Consider the following 13,350-nt stretch of genomic DNA (forward strand, 5'->3'; position numbering starts at 1 on the left):
ATCTATTTAACACACTGCATAATAGTGTGGCATATGAAATCAATTAAGCTTAGATGCACGCAATGCATAAATTAAATAACTTTAAATCATTGATATAAGCTTATTGCTTCAAGGGTTTTCCAATATATTTCGTTAACTTTTATACATTTTTAAGTATACAATATAAATGAGCATAATGCACTGTAACAGCATCGATTTTAGCTGTTTTAGGATAATTTTTCGAAATCAACAGTGAAATTAACAAAATACCAACAGATAAGAGGTGTACATTTTTATGAGGCATGTAAAAGGGCGTTTAGACGAAAGTATATTAGTTTGTGTTTACTATGGCTTAAATGGTGAACGTTTGATACGTAGAGGGCACAAAATGGCAACAATGCTAGATTGCCCACTCTATATTCTTTCAGTTGATTCGCAACCCCTTGATGCATTTGACGCTGAAAAATCTAGTTATATTGAGCAATGGAAAAAGTTATCAGACGAACTTGAGGTCGAGAAATTCATTTTGCAAGATAATGAAAAACGCCCCATTCAGAAAGTCATTGCAGAAGTGGCGAAAAACTATGGCATTTCACAAATTATTGTAGGACAAAGCGCACAAAGTCGCTGGGAGGAGATTACTAAAGGTTCGTTCCTTAACGTACTGTTAAAAGAAGTTCCTTTTGTAGATTTTCATATTGTAGCTGTTCAACGTCCTACTGATGATGATGCTAACGAGACATACGAAAAAGGTGTTCGTGCTTACTTAATTAAAGAACAGGAGAACTTTAAAGTAGCATTTACATGTCCGAAATATGTATCCATCGAAGGTATCTTCTTCAAGGAAATCGGCACGGATTTTGACAACGGTGTCTTTAAATTTACTTACAACGATAAGATGCATGAGGTTCATATTTCAGAGGGCTATGTGATCGATCAAGAAAAGCTTCCTGCAGAATTTTTATCCCCATTAAGACAATAAAAAACGCGCTCTCTTTTTTAAAGGAGCGTTCAGGCTGTAGATAAAAGTCATCGGGAAGTACCTCTCGATGGCTTTTGTCACTTCATTTTAACTCTCTGGACTGATAGCAACTGCACTCCGACCGTAATTGAAAACTTTATTTCATTGTAAAAAAAATGTAGGCAAACCCATTCCGAGTTTGCCTACAGTCCTGATGCGTTTTTTCTAAGCCGCCGAAGTTGCCGGTTTATCCTTCGGTAGGAAAAAGGCAATTAGCAATAATAACGGCAATAAAGAAACGACCATCATTGTAAAATCAATACCTTTATGGTCAATTAAAACACCAATAACCATTGCTCCAATGGCCCCCATACCAAAAGCAAAGCCAGTTGTTAAGCCGGCCATTGTACCAATTTTAGAAGGAACTAGCTCTTGCGCGTATACCACGGTTACAGAGAAGCTAATCATAATCAATGTACCAATGATCACTAAAAATATCATAGCCGCCCATAGCGGTACATAAGGCAATGCTAGGCAAAATGGCATTGGTACTACAACGGAAAGAATAATAACATTTTTTCTTCCAATTCGGTCTGACAGAGAGCCTCCGAAAAATGTTCCCACTACCCCAAACGCCATGAATAGGAAAATAAGGATTTGTCCTAGACGGAGATTCACATCATAATGATCCATTAAATAAAATACATAAAAGCTAGTTATATTGGTTGTATAAAATGATCGTGCAAAAATGATGGTAAATAGTAAGGTTAAAGCTACGCCTACCTGCTTCTTTGTTAATGGTGGCAATGTCGAAATCAACACACGTTTTTTCTTCGCTGTGCGCTCCTGCTCTAATTGCTTTTTATACCATTTTGCAATCTTAGTTAAAAGTATAATACCAAAAGTTGCCGCTACTAAAACAATTGCTGCACCACGCTGGCCGAAAATATCAAAAATATAGGCACTAATTAATGGGGCAAGCGCTTGTCCTGAATTCCCCCCAACTTGATAAATCGATTGAGCAAGCCCTCTTTTAGAGCCTGCTGCCATAAAGGATACTCTAGAACCCTCAGGGTGAAATATTGCTGAACCGAAGCCTAAAAATAATACCGCAATAAGAATAATCCAATATTGAGTAGTAAAAGCAATAATTGTTATAGCAATAAAAGAACTTATCATACCTATTGGTAATGCATAGGGCATTGGCTTTTTATCACTGACAAACCCAACAATAGGCTGTAATGCAGACGCAACTATATTTAAGACAAATGATATGAGACCAATTTGTGTGAAGGTCAATCCTAGCTCACTTTTGAAGATTGGAAACATAGCTGGAATAACAGCTTGCATCGTATCATTGATAAGATGAGCAACACCTATTAAAATCATAATGGGGTAGATTGGATTTGCCACGTTTATTTGATTATTCATGCTGCCACCTCACTCTATTTAGTTTTTGTTATTGACGATTGTCGCATACTATTAACCATTTTGCACAAGCTATGTTTCGACAGCTGTAAAAGGAGTTGATGTATGCATGGAAAGCTTTATTCATGCTAACTTTTGGGAAATGATTCTTCGAACAACACTTTCATTCTTCATCTTACTTATTTTGGCGCGTATTCTTGGAAAGAAACAATTGGGCCAACTAACATTTTTCCATTATATTACTGGTATTACATTTGGATCAATTGCTTCAGAAATCGCCTCACAGGAGGAAACACCCTTTTTAGATGGCGTAATATCCCTTGTCTGGTGGAGTGCCTTAACCTACTTAATGACGATTATTACGATTAAATCAAAAAAAGCTCGCGTACTTATTGATGACAAACCTACGATTGTCGTACAAAATGGTCTTATTTTAGAATCTGCCTTAAGAAAAAATCGTTTGCATATGGACGAGCTGACAATGATGCTGCGTGAGCAAGCCATCTTTTCTGTACAGGATATTCAATATGCGTTACTTGAAACAAACGGAAAACTAAGTGTCCTGCAAAAAACCTCCGAGCAAGTTGCCACAAAGCAGGATGTTAAAGCTGATGTTTCCCCACCTACTTATTTGCCTACAGAGGTTGTGTCAGATGGGCAACTTATCAAAGAAAATATTGTTGAGCTCGAATTAACAGAGGACTGGGTAATGAAGAAGCTTAAAAAACAAAATGTGCATTCCGTTGAAGATGTCTTTTTTGCACAGGTTCAAACAAATGGGTCCTTATACATTAGCCTAAAAGATAAAGCGAGACATTCAAGCCCGTAAATGCTTGTCTCGTTTTTTTTTAATCAATTTTTACAATATCTAACGGTGTAATGATTCCTATTAATTTTTGGTGTGGTTTGCCATGTTCTGTTATTAGTAATGCCTCAAAACGCCTACCTCTTTCCACTCCCTGTTTAAAAATTTCTTCTGCTTCATATATCGTTATGTATCTGCTCACAAACTTGTAATTCACCCTATTTTTCTCATGCATTAAAATATCATGCAACGTAGGAATTCCTTTAGGTAAATGGTCGCCACCCATTTTAGAGGCAAGCCAATTGGTGATTCCTACAGTTGTAATTAGCCCTCTAAATTGTTTATTAAAATAGACGGGGAACTGCGTATATTTTCGCTGGTGAATAACCTTTAACACATGCTTGAGGGAATCATTCTCTTGAAAAACAAGTACTCTCTTTCGGAACATTTGACCGACAAGCATAGGCTTAGCGAGCGTAGCATCTATGTATTCAATTCTTTCGACTACATCGGTATGTGGTTCAGCAATTACATAGTTAATAGAAGTACGATGATGGACAATTGCATTTCGCAGATCGGCGTATGACCGTAAATCATCTTCGTATTTTTTCACCAATACCTCTTTTTTCTTCGCTTGATCAACGAGCCGATAAAAGGGCGTAAAATCCTTAATGCCTACAATATCTCGTAATCTATGGTCTATTCGATTAAATGCTGTCAGGAAACGATCGGAATTTTCAGTCTCCACCTTTACGTACCCTCTTTCTCTAGTAACTTTATGTATTTTCCGAGTTATTTGACAAATTTCGAGTTACACCACCATTATATTCCTAAGTAATGGATATTCCAAGAATGTAATTTTTGCTGTCATTTATTTTTACATTCTCCCTTGAAAGTTACGTTATTATGAGGAATTGGACTATTTTTCCCAGCAAGTAAGACAAATGATGGACATAGGATTTACAGTGAGAATGAATTAAATTTAAACATTAGGATTCAAATTAAAGGAAATAAGGAAATTCAAGCGCTTCTTAATAATACATGGGAGTGGGAGGCAAGCTTAAATCAACATGTTACTTTTCTTGTAGTGGAGCAAAGGAAAAGAATTAAGTGCACTCATAGAAACTGTCTTTGACTTTGATGATGTATTCAAGTATGTAAATTTGAATGACGAAGAAAATCGAGAAAAAGCGATTACTATTATCAAAGGGATTGAAGAATATAGAAAATTTACTTTTTATTGTTATTATTTATATGAGTTATCCATTTATGTGGTAACAAACCCAAGTATTAGGAGGTATTTGTTTTGAATGTGATTAAGTATTTTAAGAATCCTATGTTGATAGCTTGTTGTTCTACATTTTTATTAGGAACGTCTGTTTTAGCTGTAAATCCAAGTACTGCAAATGCACAAGATACTAGTAATAGTAATTTAACAAATGAAACCACACTATTTTCAAATGAAATGAGTATACATAATGAAGTTTATAATTTCTTTTTGGCTCTTGAAAAGCTCCCTTACGATATAGAAATATAAGGAGCTAAAAAATCTGCTGAATGGTTATCTGCAGAATCTGGTGTTGAAATTTTAGTTGATGAATATGATAATTTCATATTTCCTTCTATTCAAAAAGAAATGTCTTTATTAATAGACAATACTAGTTCGTCAGAAACATCACTTGTGCTTGCCAGAGCTTCGGTGGGTGAAGTTGCAACTTGCATTGGAACGGCTGGATTGGCAGCCTTGCCTTTCTCGAAAGTTACAAAACTAAAGACTATTTTTAATGCATTAGGTGGAATAACTAGAACTGTAGACATGACTTATACAAATTATAAATATCACCGAGCTTTACTAAACTCTGTTAAAAATTCGTTATCTAAAGCTATTAAGGATGTTGTAGACAAAGAGAAACTTGCTTCAGAAGTAAATGATTTATTAAAAGAAATTTTTGGTGTTACTGCTACAGTTGGTGCATGTAAACCTGTAATAGATGATCTTTTCGATTAAAGTCTATTATAAAGCATCACTGCAAAAACGTTTAAAGACTAAGAGACTGCCTTAAAGACAGTCTCTTAGTCTTTAGCTCTTCTAATCATATATTTCGTGTGTCAATCAGTTACATAAAAATTAACAGTACAGAGAGATTTTTTGTTAGATACCTGTTTTTTTAAATAAATTTTTAAATTTTAGTAGTAAAGAACATGAAATTGATATGGTAAGGTAAAAGGAGGTTGATATTAAAATGAAAATTTTTAAACTACCTTATTATTATTTAGTAATGTGTTTAGTCATATTAATAGCAATAATAATTAATTATAAGTCAACTACATCATTAATATTGTTACTAATTAGCTTTGTAGGTTTCTTCTTTTTATTTTATTTGGAGAAAAAGAAATCCGAAAAAAATAATTAAAAGGCAAAAAATAAGTATAGCAAACTAGAGGTATGGTTTTTACCATTCCTCATTTGAATTAAAGTTCGCGTAACTTGGCTACGATTTGCTCACACTCTTGTGCAAAATAGGCTTTCTTTTCTTCGGTTACTACTTCTTCTTGCTGACGAGTCGCAATTATAAAACCAACAGAAAAGAAGAAAAAATAGGTTCAAAGATCTAAAGACAGTAGGGACAATCTGTTGTCCCTACTGTCGTTGTGCTTGGTTCTTTTCACGCACTTAATTTTCCAATAAAGGGAATTTTTTATAATGCCTATAGCTGCTTAGAGAGCGTCTTTTTGCTCACATAACAGTTGTTAGCATCGTAAATCATTCCATCAATTTTACGCTTAGATCTTCAGCTCATAATCGGAGTAATGTAATAATCAAAAATTTATTAAGTTAGAGTGGAGGCTGGTAAGGGGTGTGAGGCTTCCCCCATATAGCGTATCTGAATTATGAGTAAGAGAGATTTTTCGATCGGATGAATTGGCAGTTTTGTACTTTTAAGGAGGCGTTGTCGATGAGAAATTATTTATACTTGATTGGGCATAAAAACAAGGGGATAGCGTTTCAATAGCCCATAAACTACGTGTTTCCCCTTCAAAGGGAGAGTACCAAATTGAAGGAAATTTGTTTAAAGCCTATTGACAAAAGTAATTGGGAAGAAGCAATTAGATTATCTGTTAAAGAGGAACAACAAGCATTTATTGCATCCAACCTTTATTCTATCGCAGAAGTTCAGTTTCTAGATAATTTCTTTGCAAAAGGTATTTATCTTAATAATAAAATGATAGGATTTACTATGTTTGGAATAGACCCTGATGACAATAATTATTGGATTTATAGACTAATGATTGACGAAGAATTTCAAGGTAAAGGTATAGGCAAACAAGCTATATATCTGGTTATAGAAGAGATAAGGAATAGTAATCATGCAAACATTCCTTTTATCATGATTGGATATGATCCTAAAAATCTTACAGCAAAATTTGCCTATAAAAGAGCAGGATTTATTGAGACTGAATTATCATCTTGGGGAGAACAATTAGCTAAGTATTCCTTGTAAGCACTTGAATTTACCACAATGACTAATAGTCTTTTTAAAGTAAATTTGATCAATCATTTTTCAAAATACGCTCTTTTCTATGATCTTTATCAACGTTATTAGTATCATTTGATTAAACTTTATTTAAAAACAACCAGCCCTTTCGTGGATCATGCTCTTTGTTGGGCTTATCCTGCTTATCAATGGTGGAATACTCTAACACAAAAGGACGGAAAAGTCTAAACGTATCAGATTTTCCGTCCTATATTTTTAAATTTTCGTCATAGCCGCATTTCTTTTCATCATTGTAATTCCAATGCAAATACAAAGAATTATAAGTCCTATTGTCATAATTAAACTCCACCAGTAATCAGACATCTCCATTGTTCCACGAACTAGTAAAGGTCCATAGCTTGCTAGCTTCCAAGGGGATATAGTCCAGAATAGTCCTACTACCATATCGACTATTTGCCCAATAAAGATAACTGTAAAGGCACATGTAGTAGCTATAATTGTTTTAAAACTAGCACTCATCATTAATGTCACAGCAATTACAAATATTAGCCAAACATAATACGTACAAAAGCTGGCAAGCAGTGGTCCAATTTCTAAAGTTCCGTATAGAATACTAGTGTAATACACGCTTGCTGCAAAGCCTGCTAAAATACTCACAAAACAAACTGCACTCATTACAATAAATTTACTCATAAAGTAGGCTCCAAAAGATATAGGTCTTACATATAATAAGGTAGCCGTACCACTCGCACGTTCTTTACTTATAATACCCACAAAAGAAGCCATTATCACCAATAACCCTATCGTTTGAAACTGCCCTATAGAAGCCTGTAATAGGTCAACGGGCATTAATTCAGGCATCAACATTTCAAAGCCTTCTGGCACATTTCCAACAGCATTTAAAATATCCATTATATAATAATTTATCAGGGGATCATTCATTCCGAGCAGGGCAAACACAAGAGGTATCCACAAAAATTTCCAACTTCGCCACGCCTCTCTAAATTCCTTTTGTAGAAGTACATTGAATCCTCTCATGCTTTTTTCGCCACCTTCATGAAAATTTCTTCCAACGATGCTGTTTGTCGTTCTACTTTTCTTATTGTATAAGGACAATTACTTAAACGATGAAGCAGCTCCTTCATCGTTGGCTCCTCATTCAATATCTCGATATATACATAACAGCCTACTACATGATCTGTCGAGCTTGCAAAAAGCTTTGCCTCTTCCTCACTGGAAAACTCAACTATATAATTTTGCTCATCAAAACGTTGGCGTACCTCTCGTAATGTTCCTTGCTCTACTAGTTTTCCATTTTGTAAGAATAATAGCTGATCCGTCATTTCTTCCGCATCGTTTAAAATATGAGTTGAATATAAAATGGTTGTCTCTTGTTGTAAACCTTTTAATAAATCAAGAACCTCTCTACGGCCAACAGGGTCTAGTGCTGAAACAGGTTCGTCTAATAACAGTAATTTTGGCTTATGCACAATTGCCTGGGAAATACCAAGGCGTTGCCTCATCCCACCAGAAAAAGTAGCTATTTTTTTATGTTGAACATTTCCTAACCCTACAAACTCTAATGTTTTTTGCGCTTCTAATTTAGCATTTTTTGCTGATACTCCATTTAGCCGCGCAGCCATCTCAGTAAATTCTAACGCGCTTAGCCAAGGATGGAACTGTGGATATTGGGGTAAAAACCCTATATTTTCACGTAAATCCCCATTTAGCATTTCTACACTTCCGGCAGTCGGCGTTAAGAGCCCTGTTAACATGGACAATGTTGTTGTCTTACCCGCGCCATTTGGCCCTATTAACGCCGTTGAAGTCTTTTCCTCTAGAATAAATTGAACATTATCTACAACATTGTGCTCTGCAAATCGTTTGGTCAAACCAGTTACTTGAAGTAATGTTGTCATGACTGCTTTCTCCCAACTATAAAGTACGCAATTGACCCTATTATATTTGTAAATAAAATAATAAATACCCATAAAATTTTAGGCCCATTCGTTGCATGTGTTTTACGCAAATCAATAAGTGCTACGATCATTAATATTAATTGAACGACGATGAGCGGTGCTATCACTGCCCATGGAACTTTTGCTAATTCCTCCATCATACAGATCACCCCATTAGTTGTTATACATTAACTATAACAATTTTGTTCTAACATGTATAGAACAAAATTTTGTTTTTTCTTCCAAATATTCTGTGCCATTTCCATAGGATAAGATGTCATGTTTTAGATAGTCCCCCGTTTCATCTTCTATACGCCCTGCTTCATTTATAAAAACAAAAAAAGATGTACCTTTATCAGCACATCTTTTTCTTTATTTATAAAGTTGTTGTAGAGCACCTTCCATTTTAGGTCGAATCGTTACTTGTGGACGGGCCTTTTTTACCGCTGCCTCCGCTTCCTCTAGAGAATGAGCCAGCCCTAGCTCTATTAACACCGCAGTAGCTGCTACACCAGCACGACCACCGCCACTCCCACAGTGAACATATACCTTCTGTCCCAACTCATAGGACGAAGCAATTTCCTTAGCTACATGCTGAATAGATGATGCTACCGCAATATCTTCATCTGCAATTGGCATATGCTTATACGAATAAGAAACAGCCTCTTGCTCTTCTGAAGTAAGTCCCTGCACACGAACATCTATTACAACATCTACAGCTTCTTGCTCAAAAGCCGCCTCCGCATCTTTTGCGCCGCCAAAGAATATTTGATCCTTAACTAAAACATCATAGTTTTTTTCCATATTGGTCACACTCCATAGGATTATTTCAGTAAATGCTTAATATCCTCGTAATATGGTAAAGCCGTTAAAGCTCCTGCTTTTGTTGCTGCAAATGCTCCTAATTTATTGCCAAAGCTTGTACAGCGAACAAGCTCTTCTTTTGTTGTAGGCAAGCCATTGTAATGAACATCGCGTAATACCCCTGCCATAAATGCATCCCCTGCACCAGTAGTATCTACAGGTATTACCTTTTCAGTTGGTACATGGATGACCTCTCCATTCAACACAGCATAAGTGCCATTTTCTCCTACTGTTACTAAAATAATAGGCACTAAATAGCTACTTAGTTGTTCAATTCCTTCTTCTAAACTAGTCGTTTCCGTCAGGAAGAATAACTCATCATCTGTTACCTTTAAAATATCTACATCCTCAAAAAAGGACGTAATCGTTTCTCGACAAATTTCTTCACTACTCCAGCGTAATGGACGAATATTTGCATCCATCGCAATGATCGCACCTTTGTCCTTCGCCATTTCTACGGCAGCTTGAGTTGTAGCTAGAGCTGTCGGATGGAACATGGTCCCTGAACATACCGTTAAAGCAGAGGCATGTTTAAATGCTGCTTCATTTAACTGTAGTGGCTCCACTTGTAAATCAGGTGTTTCATCCACATAATCTTTAAAAATTCGTTCACAGGCTTCTGTCAGATGCACATAAACACCACTTACTCGTTTAGCTGGGTCGAATATGGCATAGTCAAGCTTGACACCTTCCTCTACAAGCCCATCACGCACAAACTGAGAACCCTCATCATCCCCTGTAATTGTAATTAGGGCAGATGGTGCGCCAATTCGGCTAATACCTGCTGCAACATTTACTGTTGCACCACCCATATATTTTGTAAATGATGTGTTTGTTACATCATCAGCAATATAGTCAATAAATGCATCTCCATAGACTAAAATAAAATCCTTATCTTGCTTCGTCATGATTGTCCTCCTGAAAGTCTAGTCATTATAGATTAACACGAAAATTGTCATTCTATAAAGGTTTAACTTTTGAGAGCATGCCTGAAAATTTGTGTCATCCACTAACTTTGTTATACTTGCCTATAGAAAGGTAGGGATTTTCAAGATGAGTATTACAATTCGACAAGCTCAACCACAAGATGCACATGCCGTTGTGCCTTTAATTATTGATGCGATTGGTGAGATTGCCAATCGTTTAACTGGCGAGCAATCGTCCGAGGCTGTTCGTCAAGAACTGACAACCCTTTTTCAGCGTGACGACAATCGACATTCTTATTTAAATACCTATGTCGCTACGGAGGATGAGCAAATAGTAGGAATTCTCGTTTATTATTATGGCGCACATGCCATTGCTATGGATGCTAACCTTGTAAAATGGTTAGAGGCTAAAAATGCTCCATCAATCATCATCGATCATGAGGCCCACGAAGATGAGGCTTATATCGATACAGTTTGTGTAACACCAGAAGCACGCGGTAAAGGAATTGGTACATTACTTTTACAATATGCCGAAGAACTGACAAAGCAGCATGGCTATACAAAGTTATCCTTAAATGTAGAAACTCAAAAAGAAGATGCTCGTCGTCTTTATGAACGTTTAGGCTTTGTTATTACTGAGCCTTGGTCCATAATCGATGAACCATTTCATCATATGGTGAAACAATTTTAGGAAGTGAAGATTGTATTCATGAAAACAAATTTAATTTACCCTCTTTTGATCGTCATTGCCTCTAGTAGCTACGGAATTTTGTCGACTATTGTCAAAGTAGCGATGCAGCATGGCTTTACATCTGCAGAGGCTGTATCGAGCCAATATATTATTGGCTTTATACTCGTTTTAGTTATTTTTATGTTGACAGATAGAAAATTACCTAAGCCATCCAAAAAAGGCATCCTTATATTATTATGTGCTGGTATTTTTACCGGAACGACTGGAATAGTGTACGGAGAATCTCTCAAGTATTTACCCGCTTCTCTTGCAGTAGTGATGCTGTTCCAATTTACATGGATTGGTTTGTTAATTGATTGTGCTCTACATAAAAGATTACCAAGTCGACCTGAAGTTATTTCGATTATTATCTTATTTGTAGGAACAATTTTAGCTGCAGGTGTTTTAAATGTAGATTTAAGTGGAATCCCTCTCCAAGGATGGTTATTCGGCTTTGCTGCTGCCGTTACCTTTGCCTGCTTCATTCAATTTAACTCTCGACCAGTGGAAGGGGTTACAACCACTTCAAGGGTATTTATCGTTTCCTTTGTAGCCCTTATAATGATCAGTATTTTCTTAAGTCCAGAAGTGATTTGGAACGGAAAATTGTTTATGGAAGGCTTATGGAAGTATGGATTAGCCCTCGGTCTATTCGGTATCATTTTACCTATATACTTATTTTCCATTGCTATTCCCAAAATTGGTGGTGCACTTGCTTCCATCTTAAGCGCTATTGAATTACCTGTTGCAGTTACCGTTTCCGTTATTGTCCTACATGAACCTTTAACTGCATTGCAAATTATGGGCATTGTTTTAGTGATAGTCGGTATGTTATTGCCGACAATTATTGCGCAACGCCGACAAAATGATAGCCTATTGGATGCACAAACTTAAACAGATAGAAAACTCCTTGAAAATGGAATATTCCTTTTTAAGGAGTTTTTTTGAACTTCATTGAAATGCCGTTGCTAATGGATTAGCACTTCGCTATGATGAAGGAAAATGTAATTTTTTAATAATTCTAACATGAATGTTACCCCTTCGTATTATACTGCAATATGTAAGTACCTTACTTTAAGAAAGGGGAAGTTGATGAAAAAAACACGTATTCTTAGTTTTTTCCTTGTGTTCATACTGTTTGTTTTAGCCGCATGTAGTGGAAACAATGACCGAAAAACTACAAATGATGCTGCCAATAACGATAAAACGACAGATGGCGACAAAACGGAAGTAGCGGCAACAACGCCATCTGGTAAGCTTGTTATTTACACAGGACGTGATGAAGAAATGGTGCAAAATGTAATCGATCAGTTTAATAAAAAGTATCCAGACATTGAAGTAGAGTTTTTAACAATGGGCGCTCAGCAAATTTTAGAACGTTTACGTGGCGAAAGGGCTAATCCTCAGGCAGACTTTTGGTGGGGCGGCACACAATCAGCGCTCATTGTTGGGGCAAATGAAGACTTATTACATGCCTGGCAGCCTAGCTTTATTGACTCTATTGATGCTACACATAAAGATGTAGATGGCCGCTGGTTTGGAGAGATGCTGCTACCAGAAGTCATTATGATCAATAGTGATTTATTAACAAAAGAAAATGGGCCACAGGATTGGGATGACCTTCTTGACCCTAAATGGAAGAATCAAATTTTAATTCGGGGTGTGCTGGCTTCAGGAACAATGCGCACCATATATTCCTCTATGATTGTACGACAAGATGCGAACTCTCCTGATAAAGGCTATGAATGGCTATTACAATTAGACGCTAATACGAAGGAATATACGCAAGATCCTAATGCTTTGTACTTAAAGCTAACACGACAAGAAGGCAGTGTCTCCTTATGGAATCTACAAGATATTTTATTAAAGAAATATACAACTGATTATCCCTTTGATTATATTTATCCAAAAAGTGGAGCACCTATTTTGGTAGATGGTGTTGCAGTTGTCAACAATGCGAAAAATCTAGAGAATGCCAAACTATTTGTCGAATTTTTATTCGAAAAAGAGATGGTGACACAGTTAGCCAAAGATTATTATCAAATTCCTACACGATCTGATATCGATAAGGCATCCATGCCAGAGTGGTATCAAGAATTAGATTTAAAAACATTCGATATAGACTGGCAGCAAATGTCTGACAAAGAGGCTGAATGGATGGAATACTGGGATAACAATATTAAAGGCCGCGGTAAATAAGTA

15 protein-coding genes are annotated in these 13,350 nt (G+C 36.3%); 8 read left to right on the forward strand and 7 right to left on the reverse strand.

Annotated elements, in window-relative coordinates; genetic code table 11:
- Nucleotides 1-274 precede the first annotated feature (274 nt).
- Nucleotides 275-961, forward strand: a complete 687-nt coding sequence (locus tag AC1Q6O_RS20410) for an adenine nucleotide alpha hydrolase family protein (protein WP_089986875.1) — start codon at nucleotides 275-277, stop codon at nucleotides 959-961.
- Between the two features lie 204 nt (nucleotides 962-1,165).
- Here AC1Q6O_RS20410 and AC1Q6O_RS20415 read toward each other — a convergent pair whose 3' ends face one another.
- Nucleotides 1,166-2,371: an MFS transporter gene (locus tag AC1Q6O_RS20415; RefSeq protein WP_089986874.1), complete on the reverse strand. Its 1,206-nt coding sequence runs from the start codon at nucleotides 2,369-2,371 to the stop codon at nucleotides 1,166-1,168.
- A 106-nt stretch (nucleotides 2,372-2,477) separates the two neighbouring features.
- On the opposite strand from AC1Q6O_RS20415, the gene AC1Q6O_RS20420 reads away from it, so the two are divergent.
- Entirely contained in the window at nucleotides 2,478-3,197 is a 720-nt protein-coding gene (locus tag AC1Q6O_RS20420; protein WP_089986873.1) for a DUF421 domain-containing protein, read from the forward strand.
- A 19-nt stretch (nucleotides 3,198-3,216) separates the two neighbouring features.
- Here the strand turns inward: AC1Q6O_RS20420 and AC1Q6O_RS20425 are convergent, their stop codons facing one another.
- The gene (locus AC1Q6O_RS20425; RefSeq protein ID WP_089986872.1) at nucleotides 3,217-3,921 is read right to left on the reverse strand and encodes a CBS domain-containing protein; all 705 of its coding nucleotides are present in this window, start codon (nucleotides 3,919-3,921) and stop codon (nucleotides 3,217-3,219) included.
- Nucleotides 3,922-4,479: 558 nt separating this feature from the next.
- Between AC1Q6O_RS20425 and AC1Q6O_RS20430 the strand changes: the two genes are divergently transcribed.
- From AC1Q6O_RS20430 to AC1Q6O_RS20440, 3 genes are all read left to right on the forward strand, one after another.
- Nucleotides 4,480-4,710 (forward strand): hypothetical protein, encoded by a 231-nt coding sequence (locus AC1Q6O_RS20430; RefSeq protein ID WP_089986871.1) that lies wholly within the window; start codon nucleotides 4,480-4,482, stop codon nucleotides 4,708-4,710.
- 99 nt (nucleotides 4,711-4,809) lie between these two features.
- Nucleotides 4,810-5,181, forward strand: coding sequence for a hypothetical protein (locus AC1Q6O_RS20435; RefSeq protein WP_139150618.1), 372 nt, complete (start codon nucleotides 4,810-4,812; stop codon nucleotides 5,179-5,181).
- A gap of 1,048 nt (nucleotides 5,182-6,229) precedes the next feature.
- Nucleotides 6,230-6,676 carry a GNAT family N-acetyltransferase gene (locus AC1Q6O_RS20440; protein ID WP_036122142.1) on the forward strand — a complete coding sequence of 149 codons (447 nt, stop codon included), beginning with the start codon at nucleotides 6,230-6,232 and terminating at the stop codon, nucleotides 6,674-6,676.
- Between the two features lie 249 nt (nucleotides 6,677-6,925).
- Here the strand turns inward: AC1Q6O_RS20440 and AC1Q6O_RS20445 are convergent, their stop codons facing one another.
- The 5 genes from AC1Q6O_RS20445 to AC1Q6O_RS20465 form a co-directional block, all read right to left on the reverse strand.
- Complete coding sequence (locus AC1Q6O_RS20445; protein WP_089986867.1) at nucleotides 6,926-7,708, reverse strand: ABC transporter permease; 783 nt, start codon at nucleotides 7,706-7,708, stop codon at nucleotides 6,926-6,928.
- Entirely contained in the window at nucleotides 7,705-8,589 is an 885-nt protein-coding gene (locus tag AC1Q6O_RS20450) for an ABC transporter ATP-binding protein (RefSeq protein WP_239355400.1), read from the reverse strand. Before AC1Q6O_RS20450 ends, AC1Q6O_RS20445 begins: the two co-directional genes overlap by 4 nt.
- The gene (locus AC1Q6O_RS20455) at nucleotides 8,586-8,789 is read right to left on the reverse strand and encodes a PLDc N-terminal domain-containing protein (protein ID WP_081937092.1); all 204 of its coding nucleotides are present in this window, start codon (nucleotides 8,787-8,789) and stop codon (nucleotides 8,586-8,588) included. The genes AC1Q6O_RS20450 and AC1Q6O_RS20455 overlap by 4 nt, the downstream gene beginning before the upstream one ends.
- A gap of 211 nt (nucleotides 8,790-9,000) precedes the next feature.
- Entirely contained in the window at nucleotides 9,001-9,432 is a 432-nt protein-coding gene (locus tag AC1Q6O_RS20460; protein WP_492402080.1) for a protein-tyrosine phosphatase family protein, read from the reverse strand.
- Nucleotides 9,433-9,452: 20 nt separating this feature from the next.
- A complete protein-coding gene (locus AC1Q6O_RS20465; protein WP_089986864.1) occupies nucleotides 9,453-10,400 on the reverse strand; it encodes a carbohydrate kinase family protein in 948 nt (315 codons plus the stop codon).
- Nucleotides 10,401-10,545: 145 nt separating this feature from the next.
- On the opposite strand from AC1Q6O_RS20465, the gene AC1Q6O_RS20470 reads away from it, so the two are divergent.
- The 3 genes from AC1Q6O_RS20470 to AC1Q6O_RS20480 all read left to right on the forward strand — a co-directional run bounded on the left by AC1Q6O_RS20470 (nucleotide 10,546) and on the right by AC1Q6O_RS20480 (nucleotide 13,347).
- On the forward strand, nucleotides 10,546-11,109 hold the full coding sequence (locus tag AC1Q6O_RS20470; RefSeq protein ID WP_089986863.1) for a GNAT family N-acetyltransferase: 564 nt from the start codon (nucleotides 10,546-10,548) through the stop codon (nucleotides 11,107-11,109).
- Nucleotides 11,110-11,127: 18 nt separating this feature from the next.
- Entirely contained in the window at nucleotides 11,128-12,042 is a 915-nt protein-coding gene (locus AC1Q6O_RS20475) for an EamA family transporter (RefSeq protein WP_089986862.1), read from the forward strand.
- 198 nt (nucleotides 12,043-12,240) lie between these two features.
- On the forward strand, nucleotides 12,241-13,347 hold the full coding sequence (locus tag AC1Q6O_RS20480) for an extracellular solute-binding protein (RefSeq protein WP_239355402.1): 1,107 nt from the start codon (nucleotides 12,241-12,243) through the stop codon (nucleotides 13,345-13,347).
- Nucleotides 13,348-13,350 lie beyond the last annotated feature (3 nt).

The organism is Lysinibacillus sp. GW823-FHT06C08, assembly GCF_058795135.1.

Excerpts from the sequence above, each read along its gene's own strand:
- AC1Q6O_RS20410 (WP_089986875.1), top strand. The coding sequence starts at position 275 with ATGAGGCATGTAAAAGGGCGTTTAGACGAAAGTATATTAGTTTGTGTT.
- AC1Q6O_RS20415 (WP_089986874.1), bottom strand. The coding sequence starts at position 2,371 with ATGAATAATCAAATAAACGTGGCAAATCCAATCTACCCCATTATGATT.
- AC1Q6O_RS20420 (WP_089986873.1), top strand. The coding sequence starts at position 2,478 with ATGGAAAGCTTTATTCATGCTAACTTTTGGGAAATGATTCTTCGAACA.
- AC1Q6O_RS20435 (WP_139150618.1), top strand. The coding sequence starts at position 4,810 with ATGTCTTTATTAATAGACAATACTAGTTCGTCAGAAACATCACTTGTG.
- AC1Q6O_RS20445 (WP_089986867.1), bottom strand. The coding sequence starts at position 7,708 with ATGAGAGGATTCAATGTACTTCTACAAAAGGAATTTAGAGAGGCGTGG.
- AC1Q6O_RS20450 (WP_239355400.1), bottom strand. The coding sequence starts at position 8,589 with ATGACAACATTACTTCAAGTAACTGGTTTGACCAAACGATTTGCAGAG.
- AC1Q6O_RS20455 (WP_081937092.1), bottom strand. The coding sequence starts at position 8,789 with ATGATGGAGGAATTAGCAAAAGTTCCATGGGCAGTGATAGCACCGCTC.
- AC1Q6O_RS20460 (WP_492402080.1), bottom strand. The coding sequence starts at position 9,432 with ATGGAAAAAAACTATGATGTTTTAGTTAAGGATCAAATATTCTTTGGC.
- AC1Q6O_RS20465 (WP_089986864.1), bottom strand. The coding sequence starts at position 10,400 with ATGACGAAGCAAGATAAGGATTTTATTTTAGTCTATGGAGATGCATTT.
- AC1Q6O_RS20470 (WP_089986863.1), top strand. The coding sequence starts at position 10,546 with ATGAGTATTACAATTCGACAAGCTCAACCACAAGATGCACATGCCGTT.
- AC1Q6O_RS20475 (WP_089986862.1), top strand. The coding sequence starts at position 11,128 with ATGAAAACAAATTTAATTTACCCTCTTTTGATCGTCATTGCCTCTAGT.
- AC1Q6O_RS20480 (WP_239355402.1), top strand. The coding sequence starts at position 12,241 with ATGAAAAAAACACGTATTCTTAGTTTTTTCCTTGTGTTCATACTGTTT.